The 24,269-nt window shown below is 67.9% G+C and carries 15 protein-coding genes and 1 pseudogene; 4 read left to right on the forward strand and 12 right to left on the reverse strand.

Going from position 1 to position 24,269, the window contains the following annotated elements:
- Window positions 1-195 precede the first annotated feature (195 nt).
- Both OG936_RS35220 and OG936_RS35225 read left to right on the forward strand, forming a co-directional pair.
- Window positions 196-6,387, forward strand: coding sequence for a DNRLRE domain-containing protein (locus tag OG936_RS35220; protein WP_406500749.1), 6,192 nt, complete (start codon window positions 196-198; stop codon window positions 6,385-6,387).
- A gap of 79 nt (window positions 6,388-6,466) precedes the next feature.
- Window positions 6,467-6,643, forward strand: coding sequence for a hypothetical protein (locus OG936_RS35225; RefSeq protein WP_266750845.1), 177 nt, complete (start codon window positions 6,467-6,469; stop codon window positions 6,641-6,643).
- Window positions 6,644-7,401: 758 nt separating this feature from the next.
- On the opposite strand, the gene OG936_RS35230 is transcribed toward OG936_RS35225, so the two are convergent.
- From OG936_RS35230 to OG936_RS35265, 8 genes are all read right to left on the reverse strand, one after another.
- Complete coding sequence (locus OG936_RS35230) at window positions 7,402-8,229, reverse strand: glycoside hydrolase domain-containing protein (RefSeq protein WP_266750847.1); 828 nt, start codon at window positions 8,227-8,229, stop codon at window positions 7,402-7,404.
- Between the two features lie 273 nt (window positions 8,230-8,502).
- Window positions 8,503-9,669 (reverse strand): NUDIX hydrolase, encoded by a 1,167-nt coding sequence (locus OG936_RS35235; protein WP_406499874.1) that lies wholly within the window; start codon window positions 9,667-9,669, stop codon window positions 8,503-8,505.
- A gap of 112 nt (window positions 9,670-9,781) precedes the next feature.
- The gene (locus OG936_RS35240) at window positions 9,782-11,056 is read right to left on the reverse strand and encodes an MFS transporter (protein ID WP_406499875.1); all 1,275 of its coding nucleotides are present in this window, start codon (window positions 11,054-11,056) and stop codon (window positions 9,782-9,784) included.
- A complete protein-coding gene (locus tag OG936_RS35245; RefSeq protein WP_406499876.1) occupies window positions 11,053-13,092 on the reverse strand; it encodes an ABC transporter ATP-binding protein in 2,040 nt (679 codons plus the stop codon). The genes OG936_RS35240 and OG936_RS35245 overlap by 4 nt, the downstream gene beginning before the upstream one ends.
- 333 nt (window positions 13,093-13,425) lie before the next feature.
- Window positions 13,426-14,562, reverse strand: coding sequence for a hypothetical protein (locus OG936_RS35250; protein ID WP_406499877.1), 1,137 nt, complete (start codon window positions 14,560-14,562; stop codon window positions 13,426-13,428).
- A gap of 202 nt (window positions 14,563-14,764) precedes the next feature.
- A complete protein-coding gene (locus OG936_RS35255) occupies window positions 14,765-15,046 on the reverse strand; it encodes a hypothetical protein (RefSeq protein WP_406499878.1) in 282 nt (93 codons plus the stop codon).
- Window positions 15,047-15,130: 84 nt separating this feature from the next.
- Window positions 15,131-16,033 (reverse strand): IS3 family transposase, encoded by a 903-nt coding sequence (locus OG936_RS35260; RefSeq protein WP_331746374.1) that lies wholly within the window; start codon window positions 16,031-16,033, stop codon window positions 15,131-15,133.
- A gap of 5 nt (window positions 16,034-16,038) precedes the next feature.
- Window positions 16,039-16,344, reverse strand: coding sequence for a transposase (locus tag OG936_RS35265; RefSeq protein WP_266751048.1), 306 nt, complete (start codon window positions 16,342-16,344; stop codon window positions 16,039-16,041).
- A gap of 401 nt (window positions 16,345-16,745) precedes the next feature.
- On the opposite strand from OG936_RS35265, the gene OG936_RS35270 reads away from it, so the two are divergent.
- Entirely contained in the window at window positions 16,746-17,930 is a 1,185-nt protein-coding gene (locus tag OG936_RS35270; protein WP_406499879.1) for a tyrosine-type recombinase/integrase, read from the forward strand.
- 597 nt (window positions 17,931-18,527) lie between these two features.
- Here the strand turns inward: OG936_RS35270 and OG936_RS35275 are convergent.
- A complete protein-coding gene (locus OG936_RS35275) occupies window positions 18,528-18,989 on the reverse strand; it encodes a universal stress protein (RefSeq protein ID WP_406499880.1) in 462 nt (153 codons plus the stop codon).
- A 386-nt stretch (window positions 18,990-19,375) separates the two neighbouring features.
- A pseudogene (locus tag OG936_RS35280) lies at window positions 19,376-19,501 on the reverse strand (hydrolase); the annotation flags it as partial.
- A 312-nt stretch (window positions 19,502-19,813) separates the two neighbouring features.
- Between OG936_RS35280 and OG936_RS35285 the strand changes: the two are divergent.
- Complete coding sequence (locus tag OG936_RS35285; protein WP_406499881.1) at window positions 19,814-22,513, forward strand: GNAT family N-acetyltransferase; 2,700 nt, start codon at window positions 19,814-19,816, stop codon at window positions 22,511-22,513.
- Window positions 22,514-22,903: 390 nt separating this feature from the next.
- On the opposite strand, the gene OG936_RS35290 is transcribed toward OG936_RS35285, so the two are convergent.
- Window positions 22,904-23,029, reverse strand: coding sequence for a hypothetical protein (locus OG936_RS35290; protein ID WP_406499882.1), 126 nt, complete (start codon window positions 23,027-23,029; stop codon window positions 22,904-22,906).
- Between the two features lie 161 nt (window positions 23,030-23,190).
- Window positions 23,191-24,267: a YbhN family protein gene (locus OG936_RS35295; protein WP_406499883.1), complete on the reverse strand. Its 1,077-nt coding sequence runs from the start codon at window positions 24,265-24,267 to the stop codon at window positions 23,191-23,193.
- Window positions 24,268-24,269: the final 2 nt, after the last annotated feature.

Consider the following 24,269-nt stretch of genomic DNA (forward strand, 5'->3'; position numbering starts at 1 on the left):
TGTCGATCTTGAACCCTCTTGTCACACTTCCTCGTCTTTTCCTTGTCGGTACCTTCACGTATGCATCACATAAGTGAAATGCATACAGCAAGAGACCGAGGGATGATGACGGTTCATATACCCGCGAGATCAGGGCGCGGACGGCCATGGTCCAGCAGGAGCCTGCGTTTCATAGCGGGCACGCTCACGCTGGCCCTGTCGGTCACGCTCATCGACGGCGCCAGTCCTGCGGACGCCGCGACGTCCAAGGCGCCTTCGGCACCGAAGAAGACGGCGGCCACACAAGCAGCGGATATCCCATCTGCGCGGGTTGCCGCGCGGCTGTCCGGTAAGCGCGTGGAGGCGCTCTCGGAGCGGACCGAGACGTCCACGACTTGGGCCAACAAGGACGGTTCGCTCACCACTGAGCTCGCCGCCGGCCCGGTCCGGTTCGAAGACGAAACCACTGGCGGGTGGCGGGACGTCGATCTCGAACTCGTGCAGGGCTCTGACGGCTCGGTCGAGCCTACGGCCCACCCCCGCGGACTGAAGCTCGCGGGCAAATCCGGCACTCCGGCCAAGTCGCTCAAGGCGGCGCAGGCATCCACCGCTACCGACCTGGTGACGCTCGGTGAGGGCGAGCAGCAGATCGCACTGCAGTGGAAGGGCGGCCTGCCCGCGCCGAAGCTGGAGGGCACCCGGGCTGAGTACGTCAACGCCTTACCTGGCGCCGACGTGGTGGTCGAGGCCACCCGTACCGGATTCGAGCAGTTCGTCGAGATCAAGCAGAAGCCTGCTACCGACGGCTACACGTACACCCTGCCTCTGAAGGCCAAGGGCCTGAAGGCCACGCAGCAGGCCGACGGCAGCGTCCTGTTCACGGACAAGAAGAACAAGAAGCAGGCACTCATGCCTGCGCCGGTGATGTGGGACTCCACCGTCGACGAGCGCTCCGGCGAACACACCCGCCGGGTTCCCGTGGCTATGAAGGTCGTCACCAAGGGTTCCTCGGTGGACCTCGTCATTGCTCCGGACACGAAGTTCCTTGCCGACCCGGCCACGAAGTACCCGGTCACGGTGGACCCCTCGACCTCGGCCCTCTCCAACGTCTTCGACACCTACGTCCAGCAGGGCGAGACCCGCGACTGGTCCACCGACACCGAGCTCGACCTGGGCAACCCCGGCACCAAGAACGCCGACGGTACCCCGCGCACCGCCCGGTCATTCATCACCTGGAACACCGCGCCGATCTCCGACGCCCTGGTGATCAGCGCGAAGCTGAGCCTGTGGAACTTCCACTCCGGCAGGGCTGACTGCGTCGCCCAGCCATGGCAGGTGTGGTCGGCCGGCAAGGCGACCACCGCATCCCGGTGGACCGCGCAGCCCGCCTGGATGCAGACGAAGGCGACCTCGGTGGAGACCAAGGGCGGCCCAGGGTGCCCGTCCCACCCGGCCAACTGGATCAACGCCGACGTCACCACCTTGGTCCAGGAATGGGCCTCGGCGAAGAACGCCACCTCCGGTATGGGCCTGCGCGCGGCCGACGAGAGTGTCGTTGCGCAGTGGAAGCGGATGAACTCAGCCAACGCCGCCACCAACCCCCCCAAACTGGTCGTCACCTACAACTACCGGCCCCGCACCGGCACCAAGCAGGAAGCCGGCCCGCCGTACTTCTCCTATGGCGGCGCCTACGTCGTCAACACGGTGCGCCCCACCCTGCGGGACACCTTCGTCGACCCCAACGGTGACAAGATCCAGGGCGCGTACCAGATCTTCGACTCCGCCACCAACACCCAGGTCGGCGACGTCCTGCGCTCGGCGTTCGTACCATCCGGACAGCCCGCTCCGGTGGTAGTACCGGCCGGCGTGCTGACCGGCGGCAAGACGTACAAGTTCCGCAGCAGCCCCTACGACGGCACCCACTACAACCTGGGCTGGTCGGAGTGGAAGACCTTCACCGTCGACACCACGCCCCCGTCCGCGCCCACCGGCATCTCCTCGACGGACTATCCGCCGGCCGCGTGGGTCAAGGGCGCCGGGCAGGCCGGAACCTTTACCGTCACCCCGCCTACAGCCGATCACAACTGGTTCGAGTGGTCCCTGGACGGTGTGACCTGGACCAAGTTCGCTACCGGCGGCACCTCGGGTGCCAAGGCCATCTCGATCACCCCGCCCAAGGACGGCACCCATACCCTCCAGGTGCGGACCGTGGACAAGGCGGACAACAAGTCCGAGCCGATCGAGTACACCTTCCATGCCGGACCCGGGGGATTCATCCAGCCCGGTGAAGGCGAGCGCACCGCGCGCCGTCTGCCCCTGGTCGCCGAGGCCGAGGCCGCCAAGTACGACAAGGTGTCATTCTCCTGGCGCCGTTCGGAGGCCGACCCCTGGGTGAAGATCCCGGCAGGTGACGTGACCTCCAGCGGTACAGCGCTGTCCGCGTGGCCGGCCCCCATGACGGGCGGCAAGAACGCTCCGCTCGTGTGGAATGCCACCAGCACAGTCGACCCGGACGGCAGCGTGCAGATCAAGGCCGACTTCACCGGGCCCAGCTCTGCTTCAGGCAGCACCGAGCCCTTGACCGTGATCGTGGACCGCAACGCCGACGGCGCCGCCGGCAGCGAGGCGGGGCCGGGTTCGGTGAACCTGTTGACCGGCGACTACACCCTGTCCGCCTCCGACGCCTCCGCATTCGGTCTGTCGGTGTCACGCACGGCCACCTCGCGCACACCGGACAAGGCGATCAAGCAGGAGGGCCAGGCGCCGATCTTCGGTAAGGAATGGGTGGCCGGAACCGGTGGCGAGCTCACGGATTCCGACTACTCGCACATTCGCCGGACCTCCGACACCGCTGTGGCCGTCGTCGACTCCGAAGGCGAGGAAACCCACTTCACCGCCAACGCCGGCAAGACCGGCTGGATATCTGAGCCCGGCTCCGAGGATCTGACGCTCAAGGGCAGCGTGAGCGGCAGCTTCACACTCACCGACACCGAGGGCACGGTAACCCAGTTCGCCAAGGCCGATGCGGCAGCGACGACCTGGCAGGTTTCCAGCACCCTGCTGGACGGTCTCGCGAACTCCACCACCACCGTGATCTCCGAAACGGTCACCGTGGACGGCAAAAAGCTGGCCCGCCCCAAGCGGGTCATCGCGCCGACCTCGGCCGCTACCGCCGCCGCCTGCACCACCGACTCGGCGACCAAGGGCTGCCGCGTCATGGAGTACGTCTACGCCACCTCCACCACCGCCACGGACGCCGCATTCGGTGACGTCAGCGGCCAGGTGAAGGAAGTCCGCCTGTGGTCCACCGCACCCGGAGCGGCAGCGGCGACGTCCAAGTCCGTACAGATGTACCTGTACGACGGCACCGGGCGTCTGCGCCAGACCTGGGACCCACAGATCACCCCGTCGCTGAAGACAGAATACGCCTACGACACGGCCGGCCGGGTCATCCAGCAGACCACGCCCGGCGAGCTGCCCTGGACCTTCACCTACGGCAAGGCCGGTAACGCCGCCACAGCTGGAGAGGGCATGCTCCTCAAGGCCACTCGGCCCGGCCTTCAGCAGGGCACGACCAGCACCGAAGCAGGGACCGCCGCCACAAGCGTCGTCTACGACGTTCCGCTGACCGGCAGCGCCGCCCCCTACAAGATGGGCGCCGCGGATGTGAAGGCATGGGGACAGCTGGACGCGCCGACCGACGCGACCGCAGTCTTCCCCGCCGACTCCGTGCCATCCTCCAACTCAGGCAGCGCGCTCACCGCAGCCGACTACAAGCGCGCCAGCGTCCAGTACCTGGGCGTCTCCGGCCGCGAAGTCAACTCCGTCACTCCCGGCGGGCACATCTCCAGCACCGAATACGACCGGTTCGGCAACACGATCCGTGAACTCTCGGCCGCCAACCGCGCTGTCGCGCTCGGCCTCACAACGGATGACAAGGCAGCCCAGGCAGAACTCGGCATCGGCCAGATCACCGGCGCCGAGCGAGCCGACCTGCTGTCCACCCGATCCGTCTACGACGAGACCGGAACCCGCGAGACGGAGGAGTTCGGCCCGCTGCGACGGATCGACCTCACCGCCGACCTCAAGTCCGGCACCACCACCCTGGTCCCATCCGGGACATCCGTGACCGCCCGTACCTGGACGGTAAATGAATACGACGCCGGACGTCCGACCGACGGAACAGCCAAGGTCAAGGACCAGGTCACCAAGGTCACCACAGGTGCTCAGGTGCGGGAGCACTCGAGCATCCAGGGCGAGACCCGGGTGACGCAGACGGTCTACGACTGGGCCAAGGGCCTGCCGACCAAGACGATCAAGGACCCGGGCGGCCTCGCGATCACCGAGACCACTGAATACGACACCCAGGGCCGGGTCATCAAACAGCTCCTGCCAGGAGCCACCGGCACCGACGCCGCGACCCGGGTGACCACCTACTGGTCCGCGACCGGCAGTGGCACCTGCGCCGGACGCCCGGAGTGGGCGGACCTGCAATGCTCCACCAGCGCAGCCGGCGCGATCACCGGCGGCGGCTCCAACCCGGCCGCACTGCCGACCACCACCACCGAGTACGACTGGTGGGGCAAGGCAGCCAAGGTCACCGACACCGCCAACGGCATCACCCGCACCACCACGACGACGTTCGACGGTGCCGGCCGTCCCACCAAGGTCGCCGTCACCGGCGGCACCGGACAAGCAGTCCCGGAATCCACCACCGAGTACGACCCGGCCACCGGCCAGGCCGTGAAGAAGGTCTCACCGACCGGCGGGACGATCACCACGGCGTACGACAAGCTCGGCCGCCAGACCTCCTACACAGACGCAGACGGCGGCAAAACCACCACTGAGTACGACCTGCTCGACCGCCCCGTCAAGGTCACCGACACCTCACCCTCCACCGTCACCTACACCTACGACCACACCGCCGAGCCGCGCGGCCTGGTCACCAAGACCACCGACTCCATCGCAGGCACCTTCTCCGCCGCCTACGACGCCGACGGCTCCGTCAGCAGCGAGAAGCTGCCGGGCGGATACACGCTCAAGCAGACCGAGGACACCACCGGATCGGCTGCCGACCGCACCTACACCCGCGACAGCGACGGTGCGATCGTCTACTCCGACACCGTGACCGAATCGATCCACAGCCAGGTCACCAACCACGCGGGCTGGTCCGACCAGACCTACCGCTACGACAACGTCGGACGGCTCACCACCGTCGAGGACACCTCCGAGACGGTATGCACCCGCCGGGCGTACGCCTTCGACACACGCACCAACCGCAAGTCGCTCACCACGACGACAGCCGCACCCGGCCTCGACTGCGCCACCACCGGCGGCACCACCACCAACCACACCTACGACAGCGCCGACCGGCTCGTCGACACGGGCTACACCTACGACGCCTTCGGCCGCACCACCGCCCTGCCCGCCAGCACCATCGGCTACTACGCCAACGACCTCGCCTACCAGCAGACATCGGGCGGCAAGCGCCAGACCTGGCAGCTCGACGCCAACCTGCGCTTCCGCTCCTGGAAGGTCGAGACCGGCAGCGGCACCACCTGGACCCAGACACAGTCCAAGCTCAACCACTACGACAGTGACGGCGACAACCCCCGCTGGATCACCGAGGACACCGCCACCGGCGCACTGACCCGGAACGTCGACTCCGCTTCCGGAGACCTCGCCGCGACGACCAGCAAGACCGGCGACACCGTCCTCCAGCTCACCACCATCCACGGCGACGTCGCCCTCCAGCTCCCGCTGGACACCAGCAAGGCCCCCGTCGCGCTGGACTCGGACGAGTACGGCAACGCCCGCCCTGGCCAGGCAGTCACCCGCTACAACTGGCTCGGCGCCAAGCAGCGCTCTGCCGAAACCCTCACCGGCCTCACCCTCATGGGCGTGCGCCTCTACAACCCCACCACCGGCCGCTTCCTTTCCATGGACCCGGTCTACGGCGGCAACGCCAACGCCTACGACTACGTCCACGCCGACCCGCTCAACCGCTACGACCTCGACGGCAAGTGGGGCTGGTTCAAGAAGAAGTGGAAGCGGTTCAAGCGCAGTGGCGTCGGCCGATGGGTCAAACGGCACCGGGTGGGCCTGGCCGCAGGAGCCGCCGGAATCGGCTGCGGCCTGATATCCATGGGACTCGCCGGCACTGCCTGCGCCGTAGCCGCCGGAATGCTGGCCGCTGGAGCTGCGAAGAAGTTGGGCAACCGGAGAGCCTCCTGGGGATCCGTGGGCCGCGCAGCCCTGTACGGCGGAGGAGTAGCCTCACTTGGCTGGGGACTCAGCGCAGGCGCCCGCTACGGTGCCGGCCGGGCAGCAGTCCGCTGGGCCCCACGCGGCGGTCGCCACGCCAAGCGCTTCTACAATCACAGGAGATCCCGGTCATGGCGCTGGTGACGCGCACCTGAAGAATCCGAAACACGCCCCCGGGGCTGGCCCCACAACATGAACGGCCAGCCCCGGACCGGGAGGAACTATGACAAACAAAGCAAAGCAAACCTCACGAGCGATGTTCTGGACCGGGGGACTCGTCTTCGCCCTAGGGATCACCGCATCCCTGCTCTACGGGCACATGGACGGCGAGCGGCTCTTCTTCTGCTCGACGATCATCCTCGGAGTCGGCTGGGTGGTCGAAAGGACATCAAACGACTGAACAGCACACCTGCCTCAGCAACAGGGCCGTCCTGTTAGCGAGCAAACCGAACGGAACTGCGGAAACGAGGACCGTTCCCGCTCGATAGCGACAGCCCTGAGCACGGGGAAGCCGGGTGCAGCTAACCCGTTGCAGGCGCTACCGGCCGTAAGTCTGGCCGGTAGCGCCTTCCGCGTTCCGTGTGCGGGATGCGAATGCTTGTCTGCGGTGAGGCGAAGCCAGGGCGCCGGTCTTCCTGGGCGTAGGGACCGGCAGGAAGGAAGCTGAGGGCGTTAACCTCGCTGACTGCCGACGCTGCGGAGGCGGTTCTGGCGGCGCCGTTCCGACAGAGCAGTCAAGCCGAAGATCGAGCCCATGACGAGCCCTGCGCTCGGGGGCAGCAAGAGATCGCCAAGGAACTCGTCGGTTTGGCTCAAGGCCATACAAAAAAGGGTGAAGGGTAGGCCCGCACACAAAGCCACGAGAAGGGGGTGCCGGGCACCCCACCGCTGCAACCGTGTGGGATGCTGCTGGCCGCCAAGAGCGCGATCGACGACCCTGAATCCCTTCAGTACTGCCCGACGAATACTTGTCATGGCCGCGATCCTAAGGGCGGCCCGCAGGCATCGATACCAGGGACTGCCGCCTCGGGGAAGATCATTCGGTTGAAGTCGCTTGGCGCCTGCCCTCAAGGGACGACTACCTTCGGGCACCCATGCCTCTGTGCTGCCCCGGCTGGCCTTTCCCGACCAGCCGGGGTCTTGCTTGGTTGGAGCTTCTCAGCCGATGATGGCGACAGGGGCGTCCCAGGCGTTGCGGTCGACTGTGATGGTGTAACCGCCCCGCGTTTCCTTGCTATTTACCATGTACTGGTGGCCGCGGCTGTGGTTGGTGTACTGAGCGGGGTTCCACGGCCAGTCGGTGGTGGTCGTGTTCTTTTTGTCCCACAGCGCGTACCAGAGGTTGCCTGGCAGGTCCGTCTTGTTCGGGGCGGTGGCGATGGCCTTGGCACTGGAGCTGCTGAAGCCGTAGAGGCCGCCACGGTAGGTTGAGTTCCGCAGCGTTTTGGTGAAGGAGCGCACGTAGGTGAGGGTGGCGTCGTTGCACGCCTTGTCGGTGATGTCGTACGACTCCATGTTCAGGTAGATCGGGCTGCCGGCTTTCATCCCGAGGGCTGATGCCTTGGCCACCGCGTCCTTCGCGTTACTCGCACCGAGGGAGGCTGCCGTGGAAGCGGTGAATCTTTCCGGGTTTGCGCTCTTCTGGCAGGGCGGCTGCGCGCCGACGTAGAGCGGTATGAGCTTCCAGCCGGTGGAGTTGACCGACTTCACCCAGGACTTGGTCAGGTTGGGCTGGGCACAGCCACGGTTCTTGCCGCCGATGTAGACAGCGGCGGCGCCGTAAAACTTCGTGTTCCACGCTTTCATCGCTGCGAGCGAGGGCGCAGTGCACGTATCGAACGCTCGACCGGTGTAGGTCTTCTGCGCAGGCCAAACGGTGGCCGCCATGGACGTCTGTGCTGCGATTCCGGCGCCCGCAGCGACGACGACACCCGTCGTCGCCCAGGCGATGTAGCGGCCTTTTTTGGACAGTCGATGACTGGACAATCCCCACCCCATTCGTATGGCAGCCTACGGCCGCCGTGAATCCGACGCGTCTGCAGAGGACAGCTTGCGCTACGCCGCAACTCGACCGCAGTACGGGTGCAGCGTCTGCGTAGTGGCGCGGCCTCCGCTTCGGATGCCCGAAGCGGATCGCAGAATAGCTGACGCCCGTATCGCGAAAGTGAGCAGCTTCGCGTGGGCTCGGTTGGCGGCTGCACCAATGCTGGCGCCGGTCCGTGTGCAATCCGACAGTCTTGATTCCGACAAGCGACTTGCCTAATGAACGGCCAGGAAATGCCACTCGTTCGGTGCGTACTTCGACTTGGGGTGACGCAAGCCGAGGAGGATGCGGTCGTGCTCGTCCTGGAGATAGAGGTGGATACTGACGATGTGGAGCTCTGTCCCCGCCGGCGCCTCGTCGCGTGACAGATGGATGGTGTCCGGCGGGCCTTTGGCCGCAGGGTGCTTGGTCGCGTGACGGCGGACAAGGTCACCGAGGCCCGGACTCAGGCGCAGCCGGTCCAGCATGTCAGGGGTGAACCATCTGAGCAGCACGCCTTCTTGCAGGTCCACTGTGTCGGGATCACCGTTCCAGCGGCCCGCGTAGACCTGGATCGGAACGGCGAGCCCGTCCACGCCCGTAGCCTCCTCCACGGCGTACGGCGTCAGGTGCGGGACTTTCAGGCCGGGGGCTTCCTCGGCGAGCTCCCGCCGCAAGGTCGCCTCCAGGCAGGGGTCGCCCGTCTCGCGGCCACCGCCCAGGAGGGCGAACACCCCTGGCTCCCCGATGCCCTCGCGCTGATCCCTCAGATGAAGCAGATAGCGACCGAGGCCGTCGTGGATCAGTGCGGATGCGTTGACGGGCTCCGGCTGCCCGTCGAGGCCATGGGCCTCAGCGCTCAGGAGCTTGGCGCGCAGCGTCGGGGACCTCACGTCGGCGAACGGCAACCACTGGGCGCCGCAGACCTCCTCGTCCTGCAACGCGAGCAGCGGCGGTTGCCCTGTGACGAGGTAGAACGCGAAGCGGAAGTCGATGTGCTGGTGGGCGGGCTCGCCCTTGGTCGGGTTGGCGTCGATGTCGTGGACGTCGATGTCGATCGGAGCACCGAGGACCTGTGGGGTCAGGCACAAGTCCGCGGGGCGGAGCCCGGTTTCCTCGCACACTTCCCGTAGGGCCGCAGCCAGAAGGGTCCGGTCATCCTCGACGTGGCCACCTGGAGCGAGTAGCTTCCGCGATGCTTTGTGGCCGATGTGCAGGACGCTTCGATCACGGTCGATCACCGCGGCGCTGCACGTGATGTGTCCGGGGAACGTTGCGCGGCTGGTGGGTTCGGCCTCGGAGTCGAGCGCGGCGACGAGCGGCTCGAGTTGCTCCCGTTCTGCGGGGTGGTGCTCCAGGTATTCCTTGAGGAGGTTGCGGATGTCGGATCGGGCGGGCGGCATGGCGGCACCTTTCATGTGGCGGATGCAGGCTCCGACGGGCTCGGTGGGAGACGGGCGGTGGGGGTCGCTGCGTGAAATAGCGATCTGATGCGATCTGCTGCTGGGCGGGGCATCAGGCGGCGCCTCGGACGGCGTCGGGTGCGCGGGCGCCGGCGGTGTGCAGGGCCCGCACCGGTGAGCACCACAGGATTACGAACGGTGCACAGAGCAGGCAGGTGATCGCGCCGAGGGTGGGGCGCAGTCCGACGAGGGTGGCAAATGCCCCGGCGAGGAGCGCGGCGAGGGGACGCAGGCCGAAGGCGAGCCATGCACCGGTTGCCTGGGCGCGGCCCTGCAGATGGTCGGGGCAGAGCTCTTGGCGGACGCTGCGCTGCAGTCCGCCGTGTGCAACGGCGGCACCGGTCTGGATGAGCATGCCGGCGCCGATGGCGATCTGTCCGGCGGTGCCAGGGCCGACGACGATCAGTGGGATCTGGGCTGCCGGGTTGAGGGCCAGGGCGGTGAGCATGACGGGCCCGGCTCCCCAGCGCCGCTCCAGGGGCCTCCACAGGACGGCACCGAGGAACCCGCCGACCCCGCCGACCCCCATGACGATCCCGAGCACAGCGGGACTCCAGTCCAATTCACGCAGGAGGTACAGGGACCAGATTGCTGAGCTGGCGGCGAGGGCGAAGGACGTGGTGGCGTTGGACAGGACGATGGACCGAACGAGGGGTGCTTTGACGGTGTAGTCGAGGCCTTCGCGGATCTCCGTCCACTGGCTGGTGCCCGCGGGCCGGGGCGCCGGTTCGGGTTCACGGTGGCGGATGCGGAGCAGGGAGAAGGCGCAGATCAGGTAGGAGACCGCGTCCAGTGCGATCGCGCGGGCGGCGCCCAGCGCGGTGACCAGGAGGCCGCCCAGGTTGTTCCCGGCCAGGTCTGCGAGCGAGTTGGTCGCGCCTAGCTTGGAGTTCCCTTCCTTGAGCTGCTCCCCGCGCAGCAGGATCGGGAGGTAGCTGATCGAGGCGTTGCTGCCGATCACCTGGAACGCGGAGACGAGGAACGCGACCGCGTACAGCTGCCCCAGGGTGACCTCTGCGACCAACTGGGCGAGGGGGATGCTGGTCAGGGTGGCGGCGCACAGGACATCGCAGCTGATGATGATCGGCCGCTTGCGGTAGCGGTCGGCGAGGACACCGGCGTGGAGGGAAAGCAGCAGCGGGGGCAGCTTCCCCGCGACGGCGATCAGTGCCACGTGCATGGTCGAGGCGTGCAGGTCCACCACAGCGATGACCGAGATGCCGATGGTGGTGATCCCGAAACCGGCAACCGTGACGGCCTGCCCACCCCAGTAACGTCGGAAGTCCGCCTGCCGCCACAGGCTGGCAGCGGGAGCAGCGGCGTTCACTGCGGACCGCCCTTCACCGGGTTCGGTGCCGGGGCGTGCCCGTGCTGCGAGGGAACGGCAGGCGCGGTGGCCCCGTACTGGGCAGCCTGGGCGGTGAACATCGACCGGTAGATGCCGTCAGGCCGGGCCATAAGCTGCTCGTGGGTGCCTTCTTCGGCCACCCGGCCCTGGTCGAGGACGTAAATGCGGTCGGCGTTGGCCGTGGCCGCGAGGCGGTGTGTCACGAGTACGACCGCGTGGCCTTCTTCCGCGAGGGACCACAAGCCCTCGAACGCGGCAATCTCCGCGTGCGGGTCGAGCGCCGAGGTCGGCTCGTCGACCAGGAGGAAAGGGGCCCCTCGGTACAGGCTTCGCGCCGTGCCGAGTTTCTGCCACTGCCCGCCCGAGAGCTGGACACCGCGCTCGTATCCCTTGTAGACGATGGAGTCCCAGCCGTGGCGCAAGCCCTCGATCAGCTTGAGGACGCCGGCCGATAGCGCGGCAGACTTCACACGGTCCATGTCGCGGACACGGTCACCGGCCCCGATCGCCACGTTCGCGGCCGCGGTCATCTCCCAGCGAGGGAAGTCCTGCGCGAGCAACCCCACCATGGCGAAGATCTCGGCCCGGCTTGCGTCCCGGAGCTCGACCTGGTCGCCGCCCTCGGCGTCCTGCCACCACACATTGCCGTCGGGGGGCAGCAGCAGTCCGGACAGCACCTTGGTCAGGGTTGTCTTGCCGGACCCGTTCGCGCCCACCAACGCGGTCACCTCGCCGCGGCGCACCCTCAAACTGACGTCCTGCAACGCGGGGGAGTCGGCCCCGGGATAGGTGTACGACACGTTGTCCACGCGGACCTGATGGACGCGGGCCGGCAGCGGAGTGCCGATGGCGGGGATGGCGTTCTCGGTGGCCAGGGCGATGGCGTCTTCGGTGTCGGTAAGGAACAGCAACTCCTCGTAGAGCCGGTTGACCTGCTGGACCAACGAGGTCAGCCTGGCCGTCGACGCGCGGATCGCGAGGACCGCGGTGCCGCCGACGGCGAGCGGCAGTGAGCCGCCGGCCAGCAACCACCACAGAACTCCGTAGCAAGCCAGCGACGCGATGCCCGCAAACCCGCCGGCCACCAGGTCCGTGGAGGCCTGCGCGCGGGCCAGGCGCCGCTGCTCCGCCTCGGTCTGGCGGGACATCTCCTCGTAGCTGGACAGCAGCTTGGTCCCGGCGCCGTGCACGCGAATCTCGCCTTGTGCGTGCGGGCGGGTCAGAAATCCCAGGAGTGAGGCGATGGCCCGCCGGTGATCGATCCAGTGCAGCTTCGAGATGTACTCGCGACGTGCGGAGCTGACCGCGCCCCACCCCTTGGGCAGGGCGATCACCAGCAGCATCGGCAACAGCATCCAGTGCAGCGACGCCAATACGACGGCGGCCGCCACCATCGAGATGAGTACGTTGCCGACCCCTACCGACAGCATCAGCATGCTGCGGGCCGAGTCCGTGCCGAACCGGCCGGCCTCCAGCACACGTTGTACCTCGGGACGCTCGGTCGCCTCCAGTTCGACGCGGGTGACGGCCGCGTAGTAGCGCGCGGAGACCGCCCGCTCCACCTGTGGCTCCAGCCGTCCGGACATCGCCGTCGACCACGCCATCAGCAACGCAGCGATCACCGCGGTCGCTGCCAGCACTGTCAGGGACGGCAGGGCTTCGCGCAGCTTGTCCGCCGTCGGACCCTCCGCGAACAGATTCGTGAGCACGCTGTTGACCGCAACCAGTCCCCACGCCGCGGTCACTTCCTGCCCGAGCTGCGCGGCCACCACCCCCGCCATTGCCCGCCGGTCCGTCTGCCAGCCGGTACGCAACACCAGGGTGACCATGCGCGGCAGCGCGGCCGCCATGTGCCGGAACGAGAGCCTGGTCAGCGGGCCCTCGTGACGTACGTAGGACTGGTCGTAGCGCAGCCGTCCCCCGTACAGCTCGCGCTCCGCGTTCGAGATCGTGTCCTTCGCCGGCGTGGTCTTTGCGTCCTGCGAGGTATCGCGGCGTGGGCCGGTGCGTGTCAACGTCGCTCCTTCCTGACGGTCGTGGCGGCATCGTCGGGTTCAACGACCCCACCGAGCTATCGAACACGTGTCTTTCGGCCGAGTTTCGAATCCCGGTTCCATGCGGCTGTTGAAAGGTGCGGGGTGCATGGGCCCTTGTGCCGCAAGAGGCGCTCCATGAGTGGGTGTTGGCCGAAACGCCGTCGGTCGCAATGCGCAGCGTCGCGGTCCGGGGACGGGATCAGAGGGCGTGACCCTTCGGTCTGCTCTGCGCATGGCTGACCGGGCAGTGGCGCGAGGGGGCGCCACGCCCTACGAGGTTGGTCGGTTCAGTTCAGGAGGGTGGTCAGTTCGTCATGCCTTCCGGACGCGGAAAGTCGCCTCCGGGAAACGGCGTCCGTTGACCTGGAGGGCGATCGAATACGCACCCGGAGTGAGCTCCACAGTGGCGGTAGAGCGCAGCACGTGGTCCTTGGCGAGTGGCAGTTTCTCGCCCGGCCTGCCGGTGCTGCGCAGAAGGAAGTACACCTTCTCGCGCGGCTTGCCGGTCCGCGTCGTCGAAGAGATCACGAACATCACGTGCACCGGGACGGCCCGGGTGGTGGTGAGAGTGGCGGAGAAGCTGAGCGTGTCGCCGTCGACGAGCTCGGTGCGCTCCAGGACGAGAGGCGTCAGCTCGACCGGCGCGTCGGGCACGTAGCCGAGGAAGGCGTAGGCACCCGGCCAGCCCTTCTTCAACCTGCTCCGAAGGGCCTGCCGGGCGATGAACGCGAAGTGCTTGTCGGGAACGAGACCAGAGACCTTCCAGCGCTGAAGTGTGGCCAGCACCAGATCCGGCTGCGTCACGGACAGGTCGTGCAGATGGTTGGCGACCGACGTGCGGACGTAGGTGCTGGAGTCGCCGCAGAGCTGCTCGAGGACAGGCAGCGCCACGTCGTCAGGCAGGGAGATGCGCGGGGCACAGGGCAGCAGAGGGCGGGTGGCCTCACTCGCGAGCCGACGGGTCCGGTGGTCCTGGTCTCGGGCCCCGGCGTCGACGGCCTTCATCGTCTCGTCCGGGAAGTCATGGAGGAAGTCCCGCACGGCGACCTCTGCCGAGAAGTACCGGGTGAAGCGAGCGAGGGCTTCGAGGGCCTGGTCCAAGTACTCGCCGGTGCGCAGGTAGCGGGCGACGAAGTCGGAGTGCGGCGAGTAGGTGTGCCACCCGAAATCGTTCGTCACGCCGGCGGCTTCAGGGGTCGGCGGCAGCGAGCGAAGCAATACGTTGAGGGCTTCGGCGCCCGTGACGGGAAGGTGAGCGTGCAGAGCCTTGCTGGTGCGAGTAATCCGATCTTTGAGCTCCAGCCTGGGCAGGTCGGACATTACGTCCCGCACGAAGGCTTCAGCGTCGAACCCGGGGCACATGCCATGCACTTGGCGTCCGATCTGGGTGATGCGATCGATGTTGAGGGCGATTTCCTTCTGGGGCACCTTCACGGCCTTCACGGTCATGGGCAAACCCTGGGCCGTGTATCGGAAGTGGATCTCGAACGGTGCGGCGAAGGTTCAAATCACGGTGGGAGATCCAAAGCAGTGCAGTCATTGACGGCGACCAGGACCGGATCGATGCAGCCAAGCCGCAGTAGCACAGCAGAAACAGCAGTGGGCCCGTGGTGTCGGTCGGCACCGTGGGCCTACGTGCGTACGCCGATCATCAGTCCCAGATCAGACTGCCGCCCTGAACACGTCCAGTTGCGCCCTGCGCCCGCGCGGAAATCTGCGCCATGAGGGCGACCGTCTCGCTGAACAGAGCGGTCAGTGACTCGTGAACTCCGAAGGATGGCGCATCCCCATCGCCGAATGAACCGATCTGACCGCTACGCGCATCCAGGAACTTGCCGTAACAAGCATCATCGTCCGAGATGATCGGAATCCACTGCTCATGCCAGAAGGGAAACTCCGGATCGTCGGACGGGTCGTCGCGCTCGATCTCCATCTTGAAGTGGTACGTCCGCTCCATGGCCGCGAGTCCCAGCAAATCGCGGTTTGAAGTTCCCCCTTGATCTTGGACAGCGGTTGTTTACGCTGCGGGGGTAAATTCGTGCTGCAGCCTGGCTCGGGTTTCGAGTGGGGTGAGGTACCCGAACTCGGGGTGCTTGCGGAGCCTGGTGCGGTTGTACTCGACCTCGATGAAGCGGAAGACGTCGGCGCGGGCCGCCTCACGGCTCTCCCAGACGGCGGTGCCGATCTCCGCTTTCAGTAGACCGAAGAAGCTCTCGGCTGCGGCGTTATCGTAGCATATGCCGGTTCGTCCCATGCTCTGTCTCAGGTTCAACTCCCGCAGCTCGCGGCGGAATTCGCCACTCGTGTATTCGCTTCCGCGGTCGGTGTGCATGATGCAGCCGCCCTGAAGGTCGCCGCGGCCGGCGGCCATCCGCAGCGCGTCGGTGACCAGCTCGGCACGGTGGTGTTCGGCCATCGCGTACCCGATCACCTCGCGCGTCGCCAGGTCCATGACGGTCGCGAGATACCACCAGCCCTCGATCGTCGGCAGATAGGTGATGTCGCCGACGAGCTTCGTGCCGGACCGGGTAGCGGTGAAGTCGCGGCCAACCAGGTCCGGAGCCGGTGCGGCCTTGGTGTCCTGCTGCGTCAGGTGGCGGCGTCTGCGGCGGGTGACGCCGCGGATGTCGCGCTCGCGCATGATCCGCTCGACCTTCTTCCGGTTGATCGCATGGCCCTTGCGCCGCAGCGCGGCGTGCACGCGCGGGGCACCGTAGGCACCCCGTGAGGAGGCGTGGATCTCGCGGATCTCCTCGGTCAACTCATCCTCGGCACACTGCCGTTCGGCCGCTGCCGGCCGGGCCGCCAGCCAGGAGTAGTAGGTGGAGCGGTTGATCCCCGTGACGCGGCACAGCAAAGCCACGCTGTAGCCGTCGGGGTTGGCCTCGGCGGCCTTCTCCGCGTCGATGAAACGGCACAGAGTGCCTACTTCATCGTCTCCTTCGCGAAGAAGGCCGCTGCTTTTTTCAAGATCTCGATCGTCTGCTGCTGTTCCCGGTTCTCCCTGCGCAGCCGCTGGAGCTCTTCCTTCTCCGCCGTGGTCAGCGCGCCGGGCGCCCCCTCGCCGCGGTCGGCCTTCGCCTGCTTCACCCAGCCGCGAAGCCCCTCCGGACTCACACCGAGTTCCCGGGCGACCTCGGTGACATTCCGCCCTGACGACCGGACCAGTGCCACCGCGTCCCGCTTGAACTCCGACGTGTACCGCTTGCTCATGTTGCTCTTGCCACTCAACCTGGACTGCTTCCTCCGGGACCGATCCGTCCCAGTATCAGGCTGTCCAGTTCAGAGGGGGAACTTCAGTTGCCGGGCACGACCCCCTCCGTGACCCCCTCAAGGTCATTTTCGGCTCCGGATGCCTGGAGCCACGTCCGAAGCTCGACCGGGAAAACGACGCACATGCGCTCCTCAGCCGCAGTGATCGCTGCCGGCGGAGCGGGAGCAAGGATCGACGACGCAGTCGTCGGTGCATTCGTCTCCAGCCAGTCCACCAATCGCTGCCACGCCAACTGCACGTCCCCCATGGTCATTCCTTTCTCCGAACGTCTACCTCACGGCCTCACGGCGCACCCTACGGCCCGGCAGCGAAGCGCCCCAGAAGCGCAACATCGTGCGCGAGGACGACTTCGGCCGAGTTGCGGGCCATCAAGCAGCGAACTACGTGGTATGACCTGGCGCACGAATACATCGACCAAAGATGGGAGCGCACGCCAGGGAACACCCGCCGCACCCTGGCTGATGCCTTCGCCACGGTCACGCCCGCCCTCGTGCGCCCCGGCGCAACGTTTTCCGATCCGCGGGTACTGCGGCGTGCCCTGTACTCGTGGGCATTCAACAAGAAAGCCTGGCGGTGCGAGCCCACCGAGGAGTGGCTCCACGCGCTGGACTGGATGAAGCGGAACTCGCTGCCGGGCAGCGCCCTCGCGGAGGCCGACGTTCTGAGGCGGGCCCTCGACGCGATGTGCCGCAAACTGGACGGCAAGGCGGCTGCGGCCAAGACAGCCCGACGCAAGAGGGCTGCTTTCAACGAAGCTCTCAACACCGCAGTGGAGAAGGGGTACTTCGCGGAAAACCCCCTCAACGGTCTACGGTGGAAAGCGCCAGCAGTCAATGAAGAGGTGGATCCGGCCGCCGTTCCCAATCCGGCCCAGGTGCTTCGCCTGCTCGAGTCCGTTGCTCGCCAGCGGGGGCGGGGTCCACATCTTGAGGCGTTCTTCGGCTGCATGTACTTCGCGGCTATGCGGCCAGCTGAGGTCATCCATCTTCGGATCGATCAATGCCACTTGCCGAAGACTGGATGGGGGATGCTCAACCTCTCGGGCGGGGTTGTCACGTCTGGCAAGGAGTGGACCGACAACGGAGAGGTGCACGAGGTGCACTCGCTCAAGCGTCGCGCGGCAAGCGCGACGCGACCTATTCCCATCCCGCCGCAATTCGTACGCATGCTGCGTGCCCATGTGAAACGGTTCGATGTGGCACCCGACGGTCGACTCTTCCGGAACCAGGCTGGCAACTACGTGGACGCTGCCGCCTACGGCATCACGTGGGCGCGGGCCCGGGAGCACGCCCTGACTCGTACCGAGCGGACTTCTCGCCTGGCCAAGCGACCTTACGATCTCCGGCACGCCGGGATCTCGTTCTGGCTCTACTCCGGAGTGGACCCGGCAGAATGCGCCCGCCGCGCCGGTCAGAGCATCGAGGTTCTCTTTCGCCACTACGCCAAGTTCCTCGACGGCCTTCGAGAGCAGGCGAACCGCCTCATCGAGCAGTCCATGAACGAGTGGCAGCGCGTCAACCAAGGTGACGCACCCGAGGGCTGAACTGGACGTCTGGTCCGTGACTGGTCCGGAAGCACTGGTCGGGAGGAGTACAGCAGTGGGAGGAAATGGGAGTTAGCACGCAAGCCGGGCTCGATCGAGAGCGGGCTGAGCGAAAGGCGCCTGACGGGTGAAAGCCCAGGTCAGGCCTTTTCTCGTGCGTCTAGAAGAAGCCCAGCTTCTTCGGCGAGTACGACACCAGAAGATTCTTCGTCTGCTGGTGGTACACGTCATGCATGTCGCTGACCAGCGGAAACGTTGAATCTGGTGTTCCTCGTGGGCGAGATGGTCCGGGAATGGTCCGAATCTTGGTGCCAGTCGACGGTGGTTCGCTTCGTATGCGAGGCAGAAAAGGACGGGGCGAGCAGCGAGAGCCCCGGCCGCCGCAATGCCTCTGTCCTGCTTCGGACTGGCGACGACGGAACGAACTCGGGTCAGAGTCAGTGGGCCATCCACCTTGCCGTCAGCTCCGGCCCACGCCCCAGCGGCTGTGGGATGCCAGCCCATGACCGCCGGACGCACAATCCCGCGCTGTCGGTGAAACGAAGCGTCTCGCGGGGGGCGGGCCGCGGCGCCAACGTCGCTTCCCGGTAGGCGAGTTCATTTCTTGTGGTGGCGGGGACCGCGTACGACGACGACGGGACACGGGGCGTGCTGGACGCAGTGCTGGCCGATCGAGCCGAGCAGTGCCTCGGCGAATCCGCCGTGGCCTCGGTTGCCCACGACGAGCAGCCGTGCCCCGGCGGCGGCATCCAGCAAGACGGCGGCTGGGTGCCCTTGGGCAGAGCGGGGACGGATCCCGACCGGTTGTTCCGGCCCGAGGACCTCGTCGATCACCCGGTCGAGGAGCTTGCGCGCCTGCTCCTGGTAGTCGGCAGGCTTCGTGTCCGCGGGCGGTGCCAGGCCGTACCAGCTCGTCGGGAACTCCCAGGCGAAGATCGCGTCGACCACACCATCCATCAGCTCAGCCTGGTCGGCCGCCCACCGCAGTGCTGCCTTCGACGGCTCGGAGCCGTCGACGCCCACCACGATCCGCGGAGCGGACGTTGCGTTGTTACTCATTCGCCCACCTGCCTGCTCCCGAGTGGTTCCGTTTCCACCGTCCCTTGACCAGCAGCAGTCCGCCACCCCAGCCGACGGGGCGTGCGCATCATCGCCAGCCCTCTCCCACCGCCTGTCCCCGGAACGACGGCCCGACCTGCAAGGCGGCCGCCGACCGGCCGCGGTCTGCCAGTACTCGCCGTCCCGGCCCCATCACGGGCCACCACGGCCTCCGGGCCACCTCGCCCGTGTGCCACGTCCGTGGCCGCTGGGCAGAGTCGATCTTGCGGGCGCAGCTGAACCGGACCTGTGCTTCACAGCTGCTGGTACGGGTACAGGGACTGGCCCTCGAGCGCGGCGAGAAAGGAGTTCGAGCGTGCGGCGAGCCGGGCGAACGCTTCACGGCCCGGTCGCTGCCCGCCCGCGGCCGACAGACAAGCGTCGAAGGCGCCCCGCCAGGCCGCGGCATGGACCAGGGCGGAATCGATGACGACTCCGTCGGTATCAAAGACCACGGCTCGCAGCGAGCGCAGGCAGGCTGCCGGGACGGTGTGCCGCTCATGACGGCTCCCTTCGTCAGGGAGTCCTCTCCATGGCACCAAGGCTCCCGGTCATGGGCGCGCGGACTGTAGGCGGCCCGAACGGCCGAGAACCGGTAGGCGTGGGCGACGCTGCCACCTGATCCCGGAAGCCCGCGACGGGCGGCGGCAGTCTCACAGAGCATCGACGTGAGCCACCCGGGGGCCGGTCGGTCCCCGGGTGGCCCCGGAAGGCCCCTGTGGCCAGGCCGCTCGGCGTCCCATTCTGGGATTGCTGTCCTCCGGATCCGTGAGAGAGGTGCCGCGATGACACCTGGCGTCCCGGTTACCCCCGAGGTCTCCGCGCTGCTGGCCGACGGGAGCACGGTGCGGCTGCGCCCCGCCCAGCCGGAGGATCACGCGCGGGTGCTGCGGCTCTACGACAACATGTCCACCGCCAACCTGCGGAGTCGGTTCTTCGGAGCGAGCAGGCTCTGCGGTGCGCAGGCCGCCGACCGGCTCTGCGCAGCGCCCACAGACGGGCACCGCACCCTCGTCGCAGTCTTCGCCGACCGGCTGGTCGGCGTGGCCGAGTACGAGACCGCCGACGACCCCGCCTCGGCGGAGTTCGCCATGGCGGTCGCCGACGATTTCCACCACCGTGGCGTGGGCACGCTCCTGCTGGAGCATCTCGTGCATGCCGCCCGCGCGGACGGTGTCACCGCCTTCACCGCCGACGCTCTCACCGACAACCGCCTCGTCCTCAAGGTCTTCGCCGACCTCGGCCTGCGCGTCACCCGCCACTTCGACGCTGGCACGGTGCACTGCGTCATAGGCCTGGCCCCGGGCGAGCGGTACTTGTCGGCTGTCGACAGCCACGACCGCAGCGCCGACACCGCAAGCTTGCGGCCGCTGCTGCGCCCCTGCTCCGTGGCGGTGGTCGGCGCCGGAACACGGCCGGGATCGGTCGGCCGGGCTATCCTGCGCAACCTGCGCGACGCCCGTTTCCCGGGCCTGTTGTACGCGGTCAACCCGCACGCGCACGCCGTGCTGCGCATTCCTGCCTTTGCCTCCATCGGTGCTCTTCCCCATCCACCCGACCTCGCAGTTCTCGCCGTTCCGGCCGCCGCCGTACCGGAGACCGCCGCCCAGTGCGGCAGAGCCGGGGTACGGGCCTTGGTGGTCGTGACATCGGGCCTCGGCGCGAGGCGGACAGCGGAGCTGACCACGGCTTGCCGCCACTGGGGAATGCGGCTGGTCGGCCCCAACTGCCTGGGCATTGCCAATACGGAAGAGTCCGTCCACCTGGACGCGACGTTCGCCGTCCGCAGGCCGCCACCGGGCACCGCAGGAATCGCCGTGCAGTCCGGCGGCGTTGGCATCGCGCTCCTCGACGGGCTGTCGCGCCTGGGCATCGGCATCTCCAGCTTCGTCTCGCTCGGCGACAAACGCGACGTGAGCAGCAACGACCTGCTGCGGTGGTGGGAGTGCGACGGCAGGACCGACCTGGCCCTGCTGCACCTGGAGTCGTTCGGCAACCCCCGGGTGTTCTCCCGCACCGCCCGCCGCGTTGCCCGCCGGATGCCGTTGCTGACGGTCGACGCCGGGCGCTCGGCAGCCGGCCGCAGGGCGGCCGCCTCGCACACCGCAGCGGCGGCGACCTCGACCATCACCCGGCGGGCGCTGTTCACCCAGGCCGGTGTGACGGCCACCCGGACCCTTGGTGAACTCCTGGACACCGCAGCCCTGCTGCACACCCAGCCGCTGCCCGCGGACGGCCGCATCGCTGTGCTCTCCAACGCGGGCGGGACCGGTGTGCTGACCGCGGATGCCTGCGTGGACGCCGGGCTGACCGTGCCTGAACTCCCCGTGGATCTGGCCGGTGCGCTGCTCGCCGTGCTCCCGGACGGTGCGGGTGCCGCCAACCCCGTGGACACCACGCCCGCTGTGAGCGCACCGGTACTGAGCGAATGCGTGGAGCGGCTCGCACGTTCCGGTGCGGTCGACGCTGTCCTGGTGGTCCTGGTGCCGACCGCATTGGCCACAGCGGTCGGCGACGAACTGGGCAGCGCCCTGACGGACCCGGCGCCGCACCACCGTCCCGGCTGTCCCGCGGTCGCGGTCCTGCTCGACCAGGCCGAGCGCGTCCGGTTGCTGCCCACGACGGACGGGCGCGCGGTCCCCGCCTACGGCGAACCGCAGTCGGCTGCCCGCGCCCTGTCCTACGCGGTGGAACGGGCACATTGGCTCGCCAGGCCGCACGGCAGCGTGCTGCGGCCGACGGGTGTCGACACCTGCGGAGCACGCGCAGTTGTCGACGCCTGCCTCGCGAGGACGCCGGAGGGTGGCTGGCTGGACGCGCGCCAGATCGGGGAACTGCTCGGTCACTACGCAATTCCCCAGCTGCCGCAAGCCTGTGCCGCCACCGAGCAGGAGGCGGTCGACGCCGCCGGACGCCTCGCGGGCCCCGACGGCGGTGTGGCGCTCAAGGCGCAGTGGCCCGGACTCGTCCACAAAAGCGAACAGGGCGCCGTGCTCCTCGACCTTCACGGTGAGGAGCGGGTACGGGCGGCCCACCGCGATCTGAGCGCCCGCCTCGGCGAGGTCATGACCGGCGTCCTCGTCCAGCCGATGGCCCCTTGCGGCACCGAACTGCTGGCCGGGGTTGCCCAGGACGAGGTCTTCGGCGCGCTCGTTCTCTTCGGGCTCGGGGGCACCACGAGCGAGTTGTTCGCCGACCACGCGGCGCGACTCGCGCCGCTCACCGACACCGATGTCCACGAACTGATCACCGCACCGCGCTGTGCTCCGCTCCTGTCCGGATACCGGGGTGGCGGGCCGGTCGATCTCGCCGGTCTTGAAGACCTGTTGGCGCGCCTGTCGCTCATGGCGGACGATCTTCCCGAACTCGCCGAGGCGGAATGCAACCCGGTCGTTGCCCGGCCCGACGGCATCACCGTCGTCGACGCACGGATACGTCTGCTGCCGCGCCGGGCCTGGGATCCCTACCTGCGCAGGCTGCCGTGAGCCGCGCGGCCCGGAAGAGGGCACAAGATCCGGAGGAGGGCACGAGATGAAGCCCCGGAGAGTGGGAAGCGTGATGACCGGCGATGGCGTCAGGGCACCGCGCGCGACCCCGCGTGAGGAAATCGAACGATGGCTGGCCGAGCACTGCCGGAAGCGCGGGCGCGGGCCCGTTCCCCCTGACGCGCCCGCGGGCTGCGCGTCACGATGGGTTGGGCGGACGCCACGCCGGACCACAGCGTGAAGGGCACCATGAGCGACACAGGTGGATTCTTACCGCAGAGGCCGGTCCGCGTGTTCCTGCTCGCACGCGGAATGGTGGGGCGAGCAGCATGTCCCGATCACGCCGCTCGGCGCACATCTGGCATGGTCAAGGAGTCGCGCAGATGGACTCTACGAAGTGCCCAACTGCTTTTCCGGGAGATGCCGAGCAAGGTCGGCTTCGGTGATCACGCCGACCTGCCGGTGCTCGTCGATGTCCGGCAGCCGCCGGGTCCGGTGCTCCTCCACGGCGTGCAATACCTGCTCCGTGCCCGACCGGAGCGACCGAGACCGTGTGACCAGCACCGCTTCGCCGGTGCCAGGCGGCGGGAGGGCCGGTCGGGTGCCTGGTGTCTGGTGCCTGGGTATCCAGAGCGGATGAGGTTCTCGCGGCGCCCCATGGAGACCCAGCGGCGCTCTCATCCAGTGTGCCGGTCAGGTCCGGCGCGGTGGTCCGCGCGTCGCGAGCTGAAGGTCAGACCGAGCCAGCACGCCCAGCCGATGGGTTGAAGCGCCCAGTAGCTCACGATCCGGTAGAGCAGCGTGAGCGCGATTGCTTGGTCGATGCGCAGCCCGTACAGCACGAGCAACGCTGTCAGGCTGGCCTCCACCACACCGAGACCGCCCGGCGTCAGCCGCAGGCTGCCCGTCATCTGGGTGAGCGTGTATGCCACGAGGATCCCGCGCCAGGGAATGCCGATGCCCAGCCCCCACGCGCAGGCGAGGAGGCAGGCCGCGTCGCACCCCCAGTTGAGCAGCGCGAGGGTGAAGGGCTGCCACCATGGGCGCAGCCCCGGTCGAACGGCATGGACGTGCCGGACGAGGGCAAGCAGGCCGTCCTCGATGTTCCGCAGCTGCTTGGAATGTACCCCGAGCCGCCGCCAGAGCCGCCAGAACCGGCGGCGTACCGGCCCGAAACGGGAGAGACCAGCCACAGCGCCCACCATCACGCTGAGGACCGCCACGAGCCCGAGCACCACGGGCCGCAGCGCGCCGAGCCCCGCGGAGCCGCTCGCCAGCGCACCGGTGACCAGCAGCGCAAAGAGCGCGGCCACTGACAGCACTCCCGAGACGGCAAGCACCGCTCCCGCGAGTACCTGTCCGACACCCCTGCGCCGCAAATGCGTGAACATCCATGCGGCCGCGAACGCCGCCCCGCCCGGCAGTGCACCGGCGACGGCGTTGGCCGCCAGCACGATGGTCCCGACGACCCTGAGGCGCAAGCGCGCCCCGCCCACCCGCAGCAGCCACTGCTGCAGTGCGATCAGAGCGCCGAGAGACGCTGCCTCGAACCCGGCGACCAGGACGAGCCGGGGCAGCCGGACTGCGGCGATCAGGTGCGAGGCCGCAGCCAGGTCGTGCCGCCGGTACACCGCGACGACCGCCGCGATCACCACCAGGGCGACGGAGCCGAGCCACCACAGCCGACGTGGCGCCCTGAAGGGTGCGGCAACGAAGCCCTCGCCATGCTCGAGGTTCTCATCCGCGCCGTCCATGT

Origin of the sequence: Streptomyces sp. NBC_00846, from assembly GCF_045207325.1 — a bacterium.
GTDB lineage: Bacteria > Actinomycetota > Actinomycetes > Streptomycetales > Streptomycetaceae > Streptomyces.

Bases quoted from the DNA above. Each gene is read 5' to 3' on its own strand.
- OG936_RS35235 (WP_406499874.1), bottom strand. From the start codon at position 9,669: ATGCCGCCCGCCCGATCCGACATCCGCAACCTCCTCAAGGAATACCTG.
- OG936_RS35225 (WP_266750845.1), top strand. From the start codon at position 6,467: ATGACAAACAAAGCAAAGCAAACCTCACGAGCGATGTTCTGGACCGGG.
- OG936_RS35255 (WP_406499878.1), bottom strand. From the start codon at position 15,046: ATGGAGATCGAGCGCGACGACCCGTCCGACGATCCGGAGTTTCCCTTC.
- OG936_RS35285 (WP_406499881.1), top strand. From the start codon at position 19,814: ATGACACCTGGCGTCCCGGTTACCCCCGAGGTCTCCGCGCTGCTGGCC.
- OG936_RS35295 (WP_406499883.1), bottom strand. From the start codon at position 24,267: ATGGACGGCGCGGATGAGAACCTCGAGCATGGCGAGGGCTTCGTTGCC.
- OG936_RS35275 (WP_406499880.1), bottom strand. From the start codon at position 18,989: ATGAGTAACAACGCAACGTCCGCTCCGCGGATCGTGGTGGGCGTCGAC.
- OG936_RS35250 (WP_406499877.1), bottom strand. From the start codon at position 14,562: ATGACCGTGAAGGCCGTGAAGGTGCCCCAGAAGGAAATCGCCCTCAAC.